At 49.1% G+C, this 18190-nt stretch carries 11 protein-coding genes; all 11 read right to left on the reverse strand.

Annotation, left to right across the window (positions count from 1 at the left end; all coding sequences use genetic code 11):
- Window positions 1-119: 119 nt before the first annotated feature.
- The 11 genes from ACSTTG_RS16770 to ACSTTG_RS16820 all read right to left on the reverse strand — a co-directional run bounded on the left by ACSTTG_RS16770 (window position 120) and on the right by ACSTTG_RS16820 (window position 17855).
- Window positions 120-2738, reverse strand: a complete 2619-nt coding sequence (locus ACSTTG_RS16770) for a glycoside hydrolase family 3 C-terminal domain-containing protein (RefSeq protein WP_438475633.1) — start codon at window positions 2736-2738, stop codon at window positions 120-122.
- A gap of 71 nt (window positions 2739-2809) precedes the next feature.
- Window positions 2810-4459 carry a methyl-accepting chemotaxis protein gene (locus ACSTTG_RS16775; protein ID WP_438475634.1) on the reverse strand — a complete coding sequence of 550 codons (1650 nt, stop codon included), beginning with the start codon at window positions 4457-4459 and terminating at the stop codon, window positions 2810-2812.
- Window positions 4460-4536: 77 nt separating this feature from the next.
- Window positions 4537-6126 carry a sulfatase family protein gene (locus ACSTTG_RS16780; RefSeq protein WP_438475635.1) on the reverse strand — a complete coding sequence of 530 codons (1590 nt, stop codon included), beginning with the start codon at window positions 6124-6126 and terminating at the stop codon, window positions 4537-4539.
- 88 nt (window positions 6127-6214) lie between these two features.
- Window positions 6215-8389, reverse strand: coding sequence for a glycoside hydrolase family 3 N-terminal domain-containing protein (locus ACSTTG_RS16785; RefSeq protein WP_438475636.1), 2175 nt, complete (start codon window positions 8387-8389; stop codon window positions 6215-6217).
- Window positions 8390-8472: 83 nt separating this feature from the next.
- Window positions 8473-8946 carry a hypothetical protein gene (locus ACSTTG_RS16790; RefSeq protein WP_438457335.1) on the reverse strand — a complete coding sequence of 158 codons (474 nt, stop codon included), beginning with the start codon at window positions 8944-8946 and terminating at the stop codon, window positions 8473-8475.
- On the reverse strand, window positions 8946-9767 hold the full coding sequence (locus tag ACSTTG_RS16795; RefSeq protein ID WP_438457334.1) for a carbohydrate ABC transporter permease: 822 nt from the start codon (window positions 9765-9767) through the stop codon (window positions 8946-8948). The genes ACSTTG_RS16790 and ACSTTG_RS16795 overlap by 1 nt, the downstream gene beginning before the upstream one ends.
- Window positions 9767-10645, reverse strand: a complete 879-nt coding sequence (locus tag ACSTTG_RS16800) for a carbohydrate ABC transporter permease (RefSeq protein ID WP_438475637.1) — start codon at window positions 10643-10645, stop codon at window positions 9767-9769. Before ACSTTG_RS16800 ends, ACSTTG_RS16795 begins: the two co-directional genes overlap by 1 nt.
- Window positions 10646-10728: 83 nt before the next feature.
- Window positions 10729-11973 (reverse strand): extracellular solute-binding protein, encoded by a 1245-nt coding sequence (locus ACSTTG_RS16805; protein ID WP_438475638.1) that lies wholly within the window; start codon window positions 11971-11973, stop codon window positions 10729-10731.
- A 135-nt stretch (window positions 11974-12108) separates the two neighbouring features.
- On the reverse strand, window positions 12109-13095 hold the full coding sequence (locus ACSTTG_RS16810) for a LacI family DNA-binding transcriptional regulator (protein WP_438457331.1): 987 nt from the start codon (window positions 13093-13095) through the stop codon (window positions 12109-12111).
- Window positions 13096-13314: 219 nt separating this feature from the next.
- Window positions 13315-16698 (reverse strand): GH36-type glycosyl hydrolase domain-containing protein, encoded by a 3384-nt coding sequence (locus ACSTTG_RS16815; protein ID WP_438475639.1) that lies wholly within the window; start codon window positions 16696-16698, stop codon window positions 13315-13317.
- Between the two features lie 38 nt (window positions 16699-16736).
- On the reverse strand, window positions 16737-17855 hold the full coding sequence (locus ACSTTG_RS16820) for an ABC transporter ATP-binding protein (protein ID WP_438475640.1): 1119 nt from the start codon (window positions 17853-17855) through the stop codon (window positions 16737-16739).
- Between the last annotated feature and the right edge of the window lie 335 nt (window positions 17856-18190).

The raw sequence follows: 18190 nt of genomic DNA on the forward strand, positions 1-18190 counted from the left end.
ACCTCACTCCCCTAGGTAGCCTTCACAGGGCTTTTTTAGACCAAAAGTCTAGAGCGCGCGCTGGAATCCTCGCGCCTCGAAGCGAAGCGTACCCGCACCTCGCCCCCCTAGGGTCGATTTTAGTTGATGCTGATATCGTGCGTGAGAGTGATATTATCCGACGAGTTACCAACTCGGATCTGATAGCGGTCGCCTAGGGCCCAGTCTTTGTCTGTTTCGTCCCAGTACGCTAGTTCGGCGACATCGAATGATAGGGTTACTTGGCGGCTCTCCCCTGCTGCGACGCTGACACGCTCAAAGGCCTTCAGGCGCTGGAGTGGTTTTTCACTGCGCTCGAACAGATCAGTAACGTAAACCTGGATCACTTCATCACCAGCAATCTTGCTATTATTGGTGACCGTCACGCTCATCGATACACTCTCGTCTGCTGCAAATTCGTCGCCAGCAAGAGTGAGCTCTGACAGAGAGAAATCACTATAGCTTAGACCATGGCCAAACGCCCACAGGGGCTGTTTGTCAAAGTACAAGTAAGTACGCCCTTTGCTGATGTCGTAGTCATCAAACGCTGGAAGGTCTTGCCAAGTTTTAACAAACGTGAGTGGCAGCTTGCCACCTGGATTGTTGTCGCCAAACAAGGTATTGGCAATGGCGGTACCGCCCTGTTCACCTGGGTACCAGCTCTGCAGGATGGCCGGAATATTGTCTTTTAGCCAAGGGCTTTCAATCGACGATCCAGATTGCAAAACAACCACCGTATTCGGGTTAACCGCAACGACATCTCTTAGCAGCTCAATCTGCTCGCTTGGTAAACCCTCACTGACTCGGTCAATCGACTCGCGCTCATCGTCCGTCGACAGACCCATGATGGCGATGACCTTGTCCGCTTTCTTCGCCGCGGAAATATCCTGACCTGCGTACTCCGAATTGGTGTTTGGCAGTTGCCAACCAAAGTTCAATTGGTGCCCTTTGGTGTTTGGCAGACGCATGGTGTAGAGTTCCAGCTCGTAGGTTTGCTTGCCATCGAGCTCAATCTCGACCTCGGTATTAGTGACTTTATTGCGCTCACCATGGTTGCGCATCACTGTCGAGCCATTGATATTGAGTGTCACATTGGCACCCAAACTCTCAAAGCCAAGGGTGTAGAGACCACTTTGGGGTGGCACAATTTGCGTAGTGTAGCGAACCGAGTAGTTATCATTGCCCTTCAAGTTAGGGTGCGGCAGTCCCTCGTGCCAAGCAAAATCAATCTCACCGGTAGTATCGCTCGCTACGGGCTTACCCGATGCAGCGCGATTATTGAAGTAATCAGCCTGCCACACGCCCATACCTTGAGTATCGAGCAACGTAATGTTATCCATCGGGATCTGAGATAACTCGCTGATACTTGGTTGCCAAGGCACATAGATAACCTCTACGTCGTCACCAAGGTAAGCCTGTATTCCCTCCAGTGGATTAACAGGGTCACGCGGTGTGCCTGAATAAGTGCCAAAGTTAAGTCGGTTGGCGTTAGGACCGATAACTGCCACGGTCTTGATGCTGCCCTTATCAATTGGCAGTAGTGGCTCACCATCTACTGGCTCATTTTGCAAAAGAACCATACTCTTTTCCGCAAGCTCCAGCGCCAGGGGTTTGAACGTTGTCATGATATCAAACGGCAAGTCCTTCCACGGCGATAGCTCCTCAGGATCAAACATGCCCAAACGCAGCCCAACGCGCATCGTGTTTCTAAACGCACGATCGAGCTGCTCGGTGCTAGTTTTGCCCTGCTTTATCGCTGTTACCGCCTCTTCTCGGAAAATACGCGTGTTGTCAAAGTCGAGCGTCTCGGCATTGAGCACAGCAGCCGCTGCATCGACATAGCTGTCGTAAATTGCATGTCCCTTAAAGCCGCGCCCATGCCAGTCTTTAGCTGTCATCAAGATCGAACCATAATCACCGATCACAAAGCCATCAAAGCCCCACTCTTTACGTAGGACATCACGAACTAACCAGGTATTGGTCACAGCAGGCTCACCATTAAGCGCGTTGTAAGCTGTCATGATGATCTGTGCGTTGCCCTCTTTGACGGCCTGCTTGTATGCCGGAAAGTAGTATTCGCGCAGCTGCTTCTCCGAGACCTCTGCATTGGCGTGAAAGCGATTATGCTCTTCGTTATTCGCCACAAAATGCTTGGCGCCCGCAGCTGTTTTTAGGTAGTTCGGATGATCGCCTTGCAAGCCTTGCACATAAGCACTGACCATAGCGCCGTTAATCAACGGGTCTTCACCGTAAGCTTCTTGGGTTCTTCCCCATCGAGGGTCACGCGCAATATTGACCACCGGCGACCAAAACATCAGCGGTCCCCGCTTACCATCACGTATTACTGGCCCATTATGATACTGAGCGCGCGCCTCGTCTGAGACTGCATCGCCCATGCGTTTGAGTGACTCCGGCTCCCAAGTTGCAGCCAGACCGATCGATTGAGGAAACACCGTAGATGGGTTGTTTCGTGGTGATGACAGGCCATGCAACGCCTCACCCGGCATAAAAGACTTAAGGCCATAGCGCGGCACGCCTTTATTCCACAGTGAGATCATATGCCCTTTTTCTTCATCGGTGAGACGCTCACTGATGTCGTCAAGGCGCTGTTCGATCGGCAAGGTGTGGTCAAAAAAGGCAATGTACTCCGATTCGTCAGCTAAGACAGCAGTTGAAGCAAGCGCGATTGCACCGCTCAGTATGGTTAATTTAAAGTTCATGGATGTCCTTATTATTGGATTTTCTTAGGCAAAAAGTCAGCCGCGGTAGGGGCGCGACTGAGCAAAATAATTTACACAGTAAAGCGCTTGATCTCACTCGATAGCGATTGTGCTAACTGCGAAATAGACTGGGATGATTTCTGGCTTGCGCAGGAGTCCTCAACCGTCTTGTCAGCCAAGCTGTTGATCGCATAAACATTGGTATTCACATCCCCAGTCACCACCGCTTGCTGCTCCGCTGCAGAGGCGATTTGAATATTTTTCTCTGCAATGCTGGTGACTTCATGGGTGATCGCCGCTAACGCCTCACCAACTTTTTTTGTCTTGATGGTACTTTGGCGCGCATACTCATCACCCGAATCCATTCGCTCAATTGCTAGGTCACACCCTTGTTGGAGTCGTGCAATGGTTTCTTGAATATCCTCGGTCGCATCCTTGGTTCGCTGCGCTAATGAACGCACCTCATCGGCAACGACCGCAAAACCACGTCCATAGTTCCCCGCACGCGCCGCTTCAATCGCGGCATTAAGTGCCAACAAGTTGGTCTGCTCCGAGATGCTGCGAATCGTATCAGAGACACTGCCGATATCTTGCGAGTGCTGGCCGAGCTCGTTAATCACCTGTTTGGCCTTCTCGATCTCAGCCGCCAAATCAATCGATTGAGCAATCGCTTCAGTCACCACCGCCGTGCCATCTTGCGCCAGTTGATCCGATTGCTGTGAGGCCTCAGAGGCCGCCAAGGCACTGGCTGCGACATCGCTTACCGTCGCCGTGAGCTCTTCGGTTGCGGTCGCAATCTGCTGAATTTGCTCTTGCTGTGAGGTTGCGTTGTCAGCAGTTTGTTCACTGAGTTGAGTGTTGTCTGTCGCGGCTTGATTGAGGTGTTGAGCCGACTGTCCCATCAGTGACACGGTCGCTTGAAAGCTGTGCGCTATCTCATTCACGGCGCGGCCGATAGCCGTAAACTCATCTTCACCATCGAGCTTAACCCGATAGGTCAAATTGCCACCGGCAATGCTATCGGCAGCGGATTGCAGCTTAGCTAGCGCAACCACAATACGACGAATGGTGATCACGGCAAATCCTGCTAGCACCAAGGCACTTAGGACGAGCGCGCTCATAAACCGCACCATAGTCGCGTCGCCATGGGCGGTTGATTGAACATAAGCATCGTGGGCACTCACCGCACTCTGGTTACTTAATCCGTTGAGCATACTGCGCAGCGACTCTACTTGTGGGTTAACGCTCTCAACCATGACTTGGTTGGCCGCTATTATCGCCTCATCATGCAAGTGAGAGCTTACCCCTGCTAAGCCAGAGAAAAATAGCGTATCGACCGAAGATTGCACCTGACTGAGCTGACTCTCCATCACGGTGCTCATTTCAAATGCGGTTAAGTCATACAGCAAAGCCTCGATATCTTGGTAGGCCTCATCAAGCTGCTCGCTAAGGCTTGTGGCGACAAACCCCTCCCCTGCTGCGCTTTGCTGTAGGGCAATCAGCGTATCGACTCGCGCACGCTCGATCGCTTGCTGAACCTCACCAAAGGTCAAGACTTTGGCCATGTCTTGCTCAACGATCGCTTCCAGACTGGCAGAGGTAGTCTTTAGCCCCGCCAGTCCGTTGTAACCGATAATCAAGATCATGATCAGACTGACGAGAATCATCATCGTCAACTTGCCGGTTATTTTCCTCATCCTTACGAACAGTGATTGCTTCATTTATTTTCTCTTTTTTGTATTAGTAGGGGTTATTCGGTTCTATTTCATTTATTTGTCTTATGTTTCAACTGGGTAATCTATGCTTGGGCAACATGGTAGCTGTCAGGAAAAAGCTCCTTGAGCGTCGGCGCCGGCTTGTACTCGAGCGGCAGGTTGACCCACTCCTCTCGTGGCGGCACATCGTATTGTTGCTCGAGTTGGGTGATTTGCGCCTTCAGTCGCTCAATCTGTGCCTGATAACGTGGCTCATTGATCGCGTTGTGCATCTCGGTCGGGTCTTCTTCGAGGTCATAGAACTCCCACTCATCGATGTCGTAGTAGAAATGCATCAACTTATAGCGACTGTCACGCGTGCCATAGTGACGCGTTACATCGTGCATCGCCGGGTACTCATAGAAGTGGTAATAAAGGGACACACGCCAATCCTCGGGCTCTTCGCCACATAGAAGAGGCACCATCGACTGACCCTGGATGTCAGCTGGTACCTCAATGCCGGCGTATTCTAAGAAGGTCGGCGCGTAGTCGATATTCTGCACCATGTGCTCGACAACCGTGCCTGGCTTAATCTGTTGAGGATATTGAATCAATAGCGGCGCACGAAACGACTCTTCGTACATAAAACGCTTATCAAACCAGCCGTGCTCGCCCATATAGAAGCCTTGGTCCGAGGTGTATACCACGATGGTATCGTCCGCGAGTCCATTCGCCTCAAGATAATCGAGCACTGCGCCAACCGACTCGTCAACCGAGATAATCGTCGCGAGGTAATCTTGCAAATAACGCTGATACTTCCAGATCGCAACAGCCTCTTCACTCATACTCGCTTCATTGGCATTAAACCAATCATTGCGCGCTTGATAAGCCTCATCCCATGCCTCGCGCTGCTCCGGTGTTAGGCGAGCAAGAAGAAATGGCCAGATATCCTCGCGCCACTCACTCTCGCCCACCCCAGTGGTCATTTTCAGATCATGCCCCTCTTGGGCATCACGATAGATGGTCATGGTCTGCATTGCTGCCGCTGCGCGCCCCTCGTAGGTATCGAAGTAGTTATCTGGAACTGGAAATTCAACGTCTTCGAATGCACGCATGTGCTGGGGGGCTGGCATCCAGTTACGGTGCGGGGCTTTATGATGCAGCAGCAACGCAAAAGGCTGCTCGGCATCGCGCTGCGCCTCAATCCAACTGAGGGATTTCTCGGTGATCAGTTCAGTCGTGTAGCCATGATGGCGGGTGACACCGTCTTTGGTAATAAAGTCTGGGTTGTAGTACTCCCCCTGATCGTTCAGCACCTCCCAGTGGTCAAAATCAAGCCCATCCGGGGTTAGGTTGATGTGCCATTTACCGATACAGGCGGTGGTATAGCCATGCTGCTTGAGCATTCTTGGCCAGGTTTGCTGGTGACCATCAAACAGCTGCCCATTGTGGTTAAAGCCATTTTTATGGCCAAATTTACCGGTTAACATCGCTGCACGAGACGGACCACACAGAGAATTGGTGACAAAAGACTGGTCGAAACGGGCGCCGTTTTGCGCAATGCGGTCAATGTTTGGGGTTGGGGCTAGGTGTGCGATATCGCTGTTATAAGCGCTGAGTGCGCGGATTGCGTGATCATCGGACATGATGTAGATGATATTCGGTCGTTTGGAGACCTGAGATTGTGTTTTCAAGATAGATAACTCCCCAAAATGCCCTGCTTGAGAACAAGCAGGGCTAAAACAACAAGAGATTAAGCATCAAGCTCGTTATACATAAGCACTAGGCGACGACCTCAACCTCGGCAGACAAGGTTGCATTGCTATCACCACCGACAAAGATATCTACCACTGAGCGCTCAAGGGCGAAGTCTTCATTGATGCCATAGAAGCTCAGCTTGCTTGCATCGAGTGACAGCGTCACTTGGCGAGATTCATTTGGCTCTAGGGTGACTCGGCAGAAATCTTTTAGCTCTCGCGTTGGTCGGGTTGCACTCGCAACGCGTTGGCGGGTATAACACTGCACAACATCGGTTGCGGTATGGCGGCCACGGTTGGTCACCGTCAGCGTCACTTCTACGCTTTCACCGGCTTGAAGGCGGTCACTGCTCACGGTCAAATCGCGATACTCAAACTCACCGTAACCTAGACCAAAGCCGAACGGATACAGCGGCGTATCACGCTGATCTTTATACGGCTGATACTCTTGGAAATCACGCATCTTGCCCAGTGGCTTGCGCGCATAATAGATAGGCACTTGGCCGGTACAGCGCGGCACTGACATCGGTAGGCGACCCGATGGAGAGACCTCACCAAACAGCAATCTTGCCACCGCATGACCCGTTTCCGTGCCAGACTGCCAGGCGTACAGCAGCGCATCAGCATACTGCTCTGTCGCAGGCGAAGGAACCGGGCGACCGGTACACTGCACCACTACCAGAGGTTTGCCCACCTGCCCAAGCGCCTCAATCATGGCTTCTTGTCCTGCAGGCAGCGCTAGCTCAGCGACGTTTCGCGCCTCACCCGTGCGGCGGTGGCTCTCACCAGTACACAGGATGACAATATCCGCTCGATGGGCACACTCGACCATCTCGTCGCTAAACGCCGCATCCTCGGTGATCACGGTAATGTCGCTGCTCAGTTTTGCGGCCCACTGTTTGATGCCCTGATAGATACTGGTCACATCCTCGGCGCGACCATCGAGACACCAAGATCCAAGGTGTTGGCGCTGCGAGTGGGCGTGAGGACCGATCACCGCAATCATCATCGGCTTGTTGGCTAGCGGCAGAACTTGTTGATTGTTCTTGAGCAGCACCATGCTCTGCTCAGCAACCGAGAGCGCCTCCGCCACATGCTCAGGATGACGCATCACTGCCTGATGGGCGTTTTCATCAACATAAGGACGCTCAAACAGACCAGCCTTAAACTTAGTGCGCAGCACGCGGCGTACCGATTCATCCAAGACCTCGATGCTGATCTCGCCATTTTCAACTAGCGCTTGTAGGTGACCCTCATAAGCTTCATTGGTCATCGCCATATCCACGCCAGCAGACAGTGCCTTACCCGCAGCATCTTGCGCATCACGCGCCACACCAAAGTAGGCTAAATCAGAAATCGAGCCCCAATCAGACACCACCATGCCATCAAAGCCCTGCTCAAATTTGAGCCAGCCATTAATCAGCGATTGGCTGCCACTCACTGGCGTACCGCCAAGGTCATTAAAGCCTGACATCACCGTTTCCACGCCCGCCTCAACCGCAGCAGCAAATGGCGGCAGGTAGACATTGTGCAAGCTATTGGCTGAGATCTCGGTGGTATCGTAGTCACGCCCACCCTCAGACGCGCCGTAACCAACAAAGTGTTTGGCACACGCCACCATTGAGCCCTCGTCCGCACACGCTTTGCCCTGGAAGCCTTTGACTACCGCCTTAGCAAACTGGCTAGTCAGATACGGGTCTTCGCCACTACTCTCAATCACGCGTCCCCAACGAGGATCGCGCACGATGTCGAGCATAGGTGCAAACGTCCAGTTGATACCAAGTGAAGACGCTTCTTTTGCAATGCAGCGGTAGGCCTTCTCTACCTGAGCCGGGTTCCAAGAAGCCGCCTGTGCCAGTGGGATTGGCAGAACCGTTTGCTGACCATAGATAACATCACGGGCAACAATCAGTGGAATACCAAGGCGGCTCTCTTCAACTGCAGTGCGTTGGATTTCATTGAGCTGCTTTGGGCTCACCGTTTCACCAGGGGCATTGCCTGCCCATGCAGTGTCTGCGAGGATACGCGAACCCCAGCGACCCAGGCGAATACACTCGAGGTACTCATCACGGCGGGTGTTGTATTCCAGCATTGGCGATTGACACAGCTGGCCAACCTTCTCGTCAATGCTCATTCGTGACAGCAGATCGTCGACGCGCTCTTCGACAGGTAGCGCGCTATTTTTATATGGTAACCCCATACCAAACTCCAATTTTAACTAGGGTATCGTCATCTAATAGCGATGATAAAAAAGGCCGCCGAGAAGGCGGCCAAGGGAAGTAATTAGTTGATGGCAAACTCGGGGAAGGCCTGAGTCAGGAACTCTTTCATTTCCGCGGCAAGCTCGATATCGCCGGTTTGCTTTGCTCTAGCGAGCTGCAGGGAGGCAACCTCTGGCACGTACTTGCTATCAAGCTGGACATAGATTTCGATAAAGTCTTGCAGCTCTTGATCTTCCAAACGCTCTAGCAAACGCTCAGGTGCCTGTTTTGCTTGTTCATAGAAGCTTGGACGAATGCCAAACAACGCATTATCCCACGCTTCAATCACCTGCTGATAACCACCTAGGTACTGGTCGTCAATACGCAGCTCTAGCTTATTCATACCTTTGAGGGCAATGGTGTAATTAGCGGCTTGCTCTTGCTCAACCGCGTAGTCAAAGTAGCTCTTTGATAAAAAGTAGGCTTTCCCCCACGCCGCCCAGTAAGACACCACAACTATACCGAGAAGCAATAAAATCTTTTTGTACTGTTCCATTACTTCACTCCTACGCCAGTAAATGCCTTAATAAAGTTCTTTTGCATAAAGAAAAACACGAATACCACAGGGACAGCGATCATGGTGGTCATTGCCCACACTTGCTCAAGGTTACCCGCTGGAATATCTTGCTGGAACTTAAACAGCGCCATCTGCAGGGTGAGCATCGAGTCATCGCGGATATACAGTAGTGGTCCCATAAAGTCATTCCATGCCCCCATAAAGGTCAGGATGCCAACGGTCGCTAGCGCCGGTCTCATCATTGGCAGTACCACCTTAAAGAAGATGCGGAACTCGCTCGCACCATCAATACGTGCCGCCTCCAGGTACGCCTCATCGACTTGAGTCATAAATTGGTACAACAAGAAGATGTTATAAGCACTGATGGCACCAGGAATAATCAGTACGCGGTAAGTGTTCACCCAACCCCAGTCGTACATCATCATATAAACTGGAATCGTAAACAGGATCGCTGGCACCATCATTGAAGACAGGATCAAGCGCAGCCACACGTGACGACTTGGCATCTTGGTCTTGGCAATCGCGTAGGCCACCATCGCCGACAACAAGCAGTTCAGAACCATCACTGAGACAGAGACAAAGATGGTGTTAAAGAAGATGCGCCACAGATTAACGCTATCAAACACCTCGATGTAGCCCTTCATCGACCAAGTGGTTGGCAGAGAGTTTGGCGAGTGCATGATCTCTGAGCCCGACTTAAATGAGTTGATGATCATAAAGAAGAACGGGTACAGAACAATTAAGCTGGCAACAAACAGGCCAATATAAATAAGCAGATTGCCTTTATTGATTTTATTCATTAGTCGTCCTTACCCTTGGTGAGTTTTAGCTGCAGCATAGTTAAAATAAAGATCACGATTGCCAGTAGTAGACCAACGGTTGAGGCCTCACCCATCTTCATCTGTTCGAAACCGATTTGGTATAGGTGCAATACTGGGGTCAATGCCGAGTTGTGTGGACCGCCTTGCAAGTCAAAGTTCATAAACACTTCGGTAAACATCTGCAGGCCATTAATCACGTTAATCGTCAGAACAAACACAATCTGTGGCTTGATCAGTGGCAGGATAATCTTAGTGATCTTACGCCACCAGGTTGCCCCATCGATATCCGCTGCCTCAAGCAACGATTTGTTGATGCTCGCGATACCGCCAAGGAAGATAATCATCTGCACGCCAAACCACTTCCAGGCACTGAAGACCGCAATCACTGGCATCGGTAGCCACTGCTCGAACTTCCAGAAAATCGGTGCGCTCAGCAGGTTAATGTCCATCATAAATGACTGGATTGGACCGGAAGGACCGGCGATAAAATCAAAGATAATCATCGCCACGGTAATCGAGGTCACCACTGGAATAAACAGAACCGTACGGAACAGGCTCGATAAGAAGGTGATCTCGTTGAGCATTAGCGCTGCACCCAGGGCACAAATAAAACTCAAACTAATAAAGATGATCTGGTTAAAAAATACGTTAAAAATAGATTGCCAGAATTTAAAATCTGAGACTGCAGTAGCCCAGTTACCAAGGCCAACAAAGCGGGTATTCTCAGGATTTAATATATTTACATCCAGAAAGCTATTTTGTAGTGATAAAAAGAATGGGTAGAGCATAAAAATTAAGAAGTATGCTACCCATGGCAACATAAATAGGTAAGAAAACCCGTAGCGTTTTATGTTCATGGCTTTGTTCCATCTAAAAAATTTAAAATCTTTTTCAACGGCTGCAGGTCCCTGCAGCCTGAATTATGTCTTTTATTCTTGTGCTAACGACGCATGACTTTCTTGGCATCTTCATAAGCTGCATCAACGGCCTCTTGCGCAGACAGTCGATTCATCACCACCGATTGAGAGTAGTAATTGAGCAGGATGCTCGAGACTTCCGATACCGCCGCATTGGACTCATTCATCACCACGTTTTGCAGTTGGTCAACGAAAGGGCGGATCTCATCTGACTGGAAGTACTCATGGGTCTGCAACGAGGTCAGGGTTGGCAAGTTCTGCAGGGCGATATTAGCTTCGAGGTTGTACTCATCTTCCATCAACAGCTCGATCAACTGCCAGCTGCGCTGTTCAATCTCGCGGGTGTTCTTGAACACCATCAGAGCGCGACCATCCAGGTTAGAATAGTGGATGTCACCTTTTTCACGCACCGGAATAGGCGCGACACCAACGTCCTCACCAATCACCATCGGATGGCCTGCCGCGTCTTGCAGGTTAACACGCCAACTGATGCCGTATTGTGGCCACATACCTATAGTGCGGGAGAAGAAGTTCTGCTCCATGGTCAGTGGGGCAAACTGCTGCAATTTCTGCATAGTATCGAAGAATTCCACCATGCCAGACTCTTCGTGATTGAAGACCGGGTGGGTACCGTAGCGATTCAGCAGTTGGTATTCACCATCGTTAAAGTTGTAGTACATTGGCGAGAGCATGTTCCAGTACCAACCTCCGCTCGCGAGTGCATCATTCCATAATGCGATACCATGAACACGTGAGCCGTTAGAACGGTTTGGCAGATTGCTGATCTTCTCTGCTGCGATAAGTAGCTCATCCCATGTCTGAGGTGGCTGCTCTGGGTCAAGGCCTGCTTCACGGAACAAGTCCTTGTTGTAAATCATCATTTGCGTGGTCGCGTGCCAAGGAATGTAGTATTGACGACCAAAGTGTCTTTCCATAAATTGAGGTTCAATACGCTGTTTCAGTTCATCAAAACCCTCAAATTCATCAAGATACATCAAGCGTCCAAGCTTTGCGTAGCGTGGCACCATATAACCAAAGATACCCGCATAGACATTTGGGTAATCCCCTGCAGCCATACGCGTTTCTAAATTGCCATCATTGGTTAATACCAATTCGACATCAGGATAACGTCTCTCATACTCAGGTTTAATGACCTCGTTGACAAATGCCATCTGGTCACCCGACGATACCATAAACTCTATTCTTTCCTTGGCTTGAGCAGAACTGGTTATGGCGACTAATAATATTGAAAGCCATCTGTATTTCATGGAGTTATCCTTATAAGGCTATGGTAATGCAAACCTTGAACAAAAAGTTGGTATTGCTATGGCGTCATATGCCATAGCAATAATAATTTTATAAAGTTACCTAAACCTAAAAGAAAAGAATTAAAGCGAATGCTATTAAGCAGTTTCTCTTTCAACAAATTGTGTTGGAAGAATAGTGACCTGCTCTATTTCTTTCTCACCATTCATTGCATTAAATAACACTTCGACAGCTTTTACTCCCATATCATACTTTTGGTGAGTTACTGTACTTAATGCTGGTGCTGTTCTTTCAGAATCTCGGATATTATCGAAGCCAACTAGCTTCATTTGTTGAGGGATTTTTATACCACCCTCTCGCGCTGCACGAATAATACCTAACGCCATTTCATCATTGGCAGAGAATATTGCTTTAGGCACATCACCTTTTTCAATAATCTCTTTCATCTTCAAATAGGCATCTTCTTCAGTAAAATCAGAGCGAATAATTAAATCATTATCAAATTTAACATTAAAGAAACCCAGCGCGGCAATATAGCCCTCTAATCGCTTCTGGTTATCGTAAGAATCATCCGGGCCACAGAAGTAGTGAACACCTTCATTCCCGCCATTAATCAGATGCTTAGTTGCACCGAATGCGCCGCCAAAGTTATCAATTAGAATGTTGTATATATGGGGTGCTTTTAATTCTCGGTCAAGAGCTACAATCGGTAAGTCACTTGAGGCAACGTTTTTCAGAAACTCATCATCAAACGCGTTGCTAAGAATGATAGCACCATCAATCATTTGATCTTTCAAGTAACGGTGCGCTGTTGACTCCGCGCCACCAAACAAGCTGCATGCAATCAGGTCGTAGCCCATTTCATGCACTTTACGCTCTATGCCCTGAACCAATTCACTATAGATAGGACCGAACCAAGAATTAAAGAAGATACCAATCGCACCAACGTTCTTCTGTCTCAAGCGCTTTGCGTTACTATTGGCTGAGTAATTAAGGCGCTTGGCCACCTCAAGCACATGATTACGCGTTTTTTCACTAATGCGGTCGCTGTTATTGATCGCGTATGACACTGTCGAAATTGACACATTCGCTTCTCTAGCGACGTCTTTAATTGTTGGTCTCATCTGTACTACCCTATCCCTCACGCTCTACTTCTCGATTTGTATCACAGTTGTTTGATTTAGTTTTGTGATATTTGTCTAAGGAGTATAGCCGATTAAGTAAAACGTTTCTACAAATCGACCTCAGCGAATATTGACCCATGACACAGAATAGAACTGTTATTTTAATCGGTGCCTTGGTTGCCCAAGGCACCGTTTAGATAATGATTGTCAGATAGACAATTACAACCAAACTGTCAGTTCATTGCTCGCATCTTGAAGCGCAGAGGTAATCACCTGCTTATCAATCAACGCGCCACCGCTGCGGTATGGGTTGTCGGTCAATGACATCTCTACCGCTTGGCCATTTAGCTCCACGCGCTTCGGCGTGTGTGCTTCTTGCTCTGGATTGATCGTCAGGCGACATGGCTTACCGTACAGCATGAACTCGATACTCACCTTACCCAATTTCTTAGCAATCACAGGGTCAAGAACCAAAGACTCGTTCTCGTAGCGAATACCCAGTACGTTACTGATCACCTGGTTGATGTAGATGCCAGGGCCGCTTGAGTAGATTCTCCAACCACCTTTCACTGCCACTTCACCCTTCTTCAGTTTGTCGAAGTTATCGTAAGCCTCGTAACGGTCATTGAACTTACCGTCTGAGCTTGAGAAGTAAGCATTTGACTGACGCACTTCCGCGTTTGGAACCGCTTGTTGGATGCCCACAGGAACAATCTTGTACAGATTCTCTGCGACTTCATCGGCTTTACCCATCTTACACAGCGCCTCGATAAAGCGGATGTGCGCGTGACAGTACTGAAGACCCACCTCACGACCGAGGTTGGCTGCAAGCTCAGCGCGCTTGAAGTAGCTTTGCTTACCGCCTTGGTATTTGGCCATTTTCTCCATCAGGCGAACGCCGTCTGGGTGCACTAGGTTCTCTTCAATGATCGCCATGTGCTTGTCTGCCATCTCCTTATCGAACGTCTCAGAGATGATCGAGCGCGATGCTGGCAGTAGACGGTACTTGATACCCGTCTTCTTGTCTGATGGGTGCAGTAGGTACTCGACCTGCTCAACGTCCTTGTTTGGCAGATGGATAAAGCCTGCAATCACGCCATCTTTGATCAGAAGCTTGTGGTAATCCTCTTCCATTTCGATGGCAAGCTTGTTGATTTCGCTTACAAACACCACGTACTCTGGCTGACCCATTAGGGCATTGCTCAGCGTCTTCAGTGCTTGCAGTGTCAGTGGGATTGTCCAGCCGCTGACCATGTTTTCACGCAGTGCTTGGTTAGCGGGTTGCAGCGTATCATCCCAGTCGCCGTCGCCGTAGCAAGACAGAGACGTGCCCGGTACTAGGTTATCAACGATGTGTTTCACCTGACGCTGAACGTGAGCAAATAGCGTGTACTCTTCATCAGTAAAGGCAAAGCCGTCTTCGATGCTGGTGTAAGGCACCTTAATGTTCAACACATCCAGGTCGCCTGTCGCCGTGATGTAATCCGCGAGGGCTTTTAGCGGCCATACTACGATGTCACCATGACAGTCTTCTTGCTGGATCTTGGCGTATTGATCAAACATGAACCACTGTGGCCAAGTGCCTGTCTCGATATGCTGGTGACTGTAGATGGTTTTTAGTAGGTCAACCACGCGGTCATAACGCTGCATCGACATAAAGAACTCAAATGGACCTTGAGAAACATCACGCGTACCCCAAGCGGCACCAGAGTATTGCTCTAGACCGTGTGGCGTGCTGTAGTGAACCAAGGCGTTGTGGGTGAACCACTGCATGGTGTCATTCAGCTTCTGTGCATTGTAGCCGTCGTTTTCGATCTCAATATGGAAATTGTTGATCAGTGCGTGCTGCGCTGCTTGGTATTTTTCAGCTTCAACGTCGAACTCAAGCATCTGTGGTGCTTCAAGAGCGTCTGTTGTTAGCGCACCTGAGATAGCGATACTGGCTTTACCTTGCACTTGACCTTGGAAGAAGGCGTAACGAACGCTGTCTTCAGTCTTAACCAATGAGACCTCAGCCAGTGCCGGATCCGCTTTAAACGCGTAGCTAAGCTCTGGGTGAACTGACTTCATTAGCTCGAAGTCACCGCTGACTTGTAGGTGATCGTCACGGTGTTCAACCGCCACATGTGCGTCGCTCTCGTTGTTGCCCATGATCAGTTGGTTGGTCACGATAACTTCCAGTGCATCATCTAGACCAATGGTTTCAATATCTAGCTGTACCGTTGGGTAGTCGAGTGCGCTAAAGCTAGTGACCACGATGTAGCCATCTAGGTACTTGTAGACCCAGCGCGAGAAGTTAACACCTGTTTCATACGCTGAAGGCATAGATAGAATTTGGAACTCTTCGCCTTGTTTAACCCAGATGCGCTGGCCGCTGAACTTAAACAGGTTCAGTGATGTGCGATCCACACCCAGCAGTTTGTTAAATGACGTGTTGCCCAATACTACGTGCGAGTTAAACACACCGTACATACCGTGGGTCGAGCTCATCACTGCATTTTGGAAGTTATCACAGTTACCAGAAGAGACCATGTGACCCGTTGAACGTTCAAGTACACGCTCTTTCGCTGCCAACGTCACATAACGGCTCTCACCTTTGTTTTGACCGTGGAAGAACGACAATAGCTTACCATCTTGTTCTTCTGCAAAGCGGCGCTCGCCACCAAAGAAGCGCGTGATCTCTTGATCTGACAGTTCCTCACCCACCAACACGCTATAGCCATTCAGGAAGAAAGAAGGCAGAGTTTGCTCGCTGGCTTGATTGATAGCCGGTACCTGGTAGCCCGCTTTAATCTCACTGACTGCCTTTGGCTCTGATACGTTCGAACCAATCAGGTTCTTTTCAAACGCGATGTAGAAAACAGATTCTGTGCTCTGCTTCGCTGCCAGCGTCACGTCGGCCGTTTGCAGCGCAACAAAGCCCATTTCGAACTGTAGCTTGACGCTTTCAAGTTGGTCTTTTGCTAGAACAACTGGCGTTGGTTCGAAACGGTAGTCTTTACCGAAGAACTGGTAGCCGTCGGTCGAGTAAGCAACGATTTGGTCGGTCAAAGAGCCGATTTGCGAGCATGGATTGCCCGTGCTTTGTGGTAGGTTTTGACGAGAGCACACCACGTAGCCCTGCTCCCCGGTCTCAAACACTTGATGGTCAAGGTATTGGCTCACGTAACACTCGTTACTCTTAACGCCACCCTCATCGGCAAGCGCAAGATCTTGACCAAATACTAGGTCGTATTTCAGCTCGCTCGAAGATAGGTTTTCAACGCGTGTGGTGAAGAAAACTTTCTCACAATCCGCTTCAAGACTCATCACAACCGTCGCACGGAACTCTTGCGTGGTGGTTTCCCAGCCAACCAGTCCATCTTCAGTGCGGAACGTGCGCATCTGGTGGTTTAGGTGCATCAAAGGGGTGAACTCGATGCCCTGCGCTGATTTAACGCGCAGGTAAATATTAGACAATGCACCTTCGAACTCGCTTGGTTCGTATAAGTTAAGCATCACGTTATCGAATTTGATATTCTGCAATACGTTGTGCGCTGAAAACTCTAGGTTTAGCAGCCCGTTAGACACCACGTGCTTTGAATCAGAAATAGTATGAATCATGGAATTAAACTACCTATATTTAAAATTATAAATTTCTATTATTCTGTAAGAAGAAACATATTTTCTTCACTGTCCTTGTCAAAGATATGGCAGCGTTCCATATCGAAGTTGATGCAGTACTCAGCCTGTTTATCAAATGACGCCTCTGGATTTACAACTTTGCAAATCAGCTGCTTAGAGTTAAAGTCCAGATAAACATACGACTCAGAGCCCATCTCTTCTACTTCGGTAACTCGTGCTTTCGCTCCCTCAACACCATGGCCAACTGAAATATGTTCAGGACGTAGGCCTAAGTAGATTTCTTTATTTTCAAATTGGGTGGCATGAGCTTGTTTTGACTCAGGAAGTTCAAATTCTTGACCGTCAATTTCAACGGCGATATTTCCGGCTGCGTTCTTAATCAGCTGACCCTGCAACATATTCATCGTTGGCGAGCCAATAAATTCAGCAACGAATTTATTGACCGGCTTGTGGTACAGGTTCATTGGGGTATCGACTTGCATAATCGCACCGCGATTAAGTACACAGATACGGTCACCCATGGTCAGTGCTTCAACCTGATCGTGTGTTACGTAGATCATGGTTGCCGGACGGCCACTTTGCTTCAGCTCATCGTGCAGACGTGAGATGCGCATGCGCATCGAAACACGCAGTTTCGCGTCTAGGTTCGACAATGGCTCATCGAACAAGAATACCTCTGGCTTACGCACCATGGCGCGACCAAGCGCAACACGCTGACATTGGCCACCTGACATCTGACCAGGCTTACGATCAAGCAAGTCAGAAATCTCAAGCAGTTCAGCCGCTTCAGTCACACGACGATGGATCTCATCTTTTGGTTTCTTGCGGGTTTCGAGACCGAAAGCCAGATTTTCACGCACCGTCATATGTGGGTACAGTGCGTAGTTCTGGAACACCATCGCGATGCCACGATCCTTTGGTAACACGTCGTTACAGTGGGTGTCACCGATATAGAGATCGCCATTGGAGATGCTCTCAAGTCCAGCAATCATTCGTAGTGTGGTTGACTTGGCACAGCCCGAAGGACCAACCAACACCATGAATTCACCATCCTTGATATCGAGACAAAAATCATGAACAGCGTGGTAACCGTTCTTGTAAATTTTGTTTATGTTTTGCAGCTTGACCTGGGCCATAACCGTACTCTTCTCGTTGAAATTTAGGTTTATTGAAACGTTTCGCTTAATATAAGGAGTGGCATTTTTACTGTCAACTTAACGTCGTAAATCAGCAACATCGGTCACACTTTTATTTTTGAAGGTAAATCAATGTGACTCACACTTGCATTAAGACTTTATAAAACAACAACTTAAGTTACAATCTCACAGTGTTCACTTAGTCTAAATTGGACGTATTTAGCTATTAAACTTGTGTGATAACGGTTGCATGGTGCTAGTGTCATTGCAGAAACATGAACTAAATCGAGTTTTTTCGATAATTTTCGTAGAAATATCGACTTATTCTTCATCGT

This window comes from Vibrio glycogenivorans (assembly GCF_051660965.1).
Lineage (GTDB): Bacteria > Pseudomonadota > Gammaproteobacteria > Enterobacterales > Vibrionaceae > Vibrio.

Coding starts and splice junctions, on each gene's coding strand:
- ACSTTG_RS16770 (WP_438475633.1), bottom strand. CDS start 2,738: ATGAACTTTAAATTAACCATACTGAGCGGTGCAATCGCGCTTGCTTCA.
- ACSTTG_RS16775 (WP_438475634.1), bottom strand. CDS start 4,459: ATGAAGCAATCACTGTTCGTAAGGATGAGGAAAATAACCGGCAAGTTG.
- ACSTTG_RS16785 (WP_438475636.1), bottom strand. CDS start 8,389: ATGGGGTTACCATATAAAAATAGCGCGCTACCTGTCGAAGAGCGCGTC.
- ACSTTG_RS16790 (WP_438457335.1), bottom strand. CDS start 8,946: ATGGAACAGTACAAAAAGATTTTATTGCTTCTCGGTATAGTTGTGGTG.
- ACSTTG_RS16795 (WP_438457334.1), bottom strand. CDS start 9,767: ATGAATAAAATCAATAAAGGCAATCTGCTTATTTATATTGGCCTGTTT.
- ACSTTG_RS16800 (WP_438475637.1), bottom strand. CDS start 10,645: ATGAACATAAAACGCTACGGGTTTTCTTACCTATTTATGTTGCCATGG.
- ACSTTG_RS16805 (WP_438475638.1), bottom strand. CDS start 11,973: ATGAAATACAGATGGCTTTCAATATTATTAGTCGCCATAACCAGTTCT.
- ACSTTG_RS16810 (WP_438457331.1), bottom strand. CDS start 13,095: ATGAGACCAACAATTAAAGACGTCGCTAGAGAAGCGAATGTGTCAATT.
- ACSTTG_RS16815 (WP_438475639.1), bottom strand. CDS start 16,698: ATGATTCATACTATTTCTGATTCAAAGCACGTGGTGTCTAACGGGCTG.
- ACSTTG_RS16820 (WP_438475640.1), bottom strand. CDS start 17,855: ATGGCCCAGGTCAAGCTGCAAAACATAAACAAAATTTACAAGAACGGT.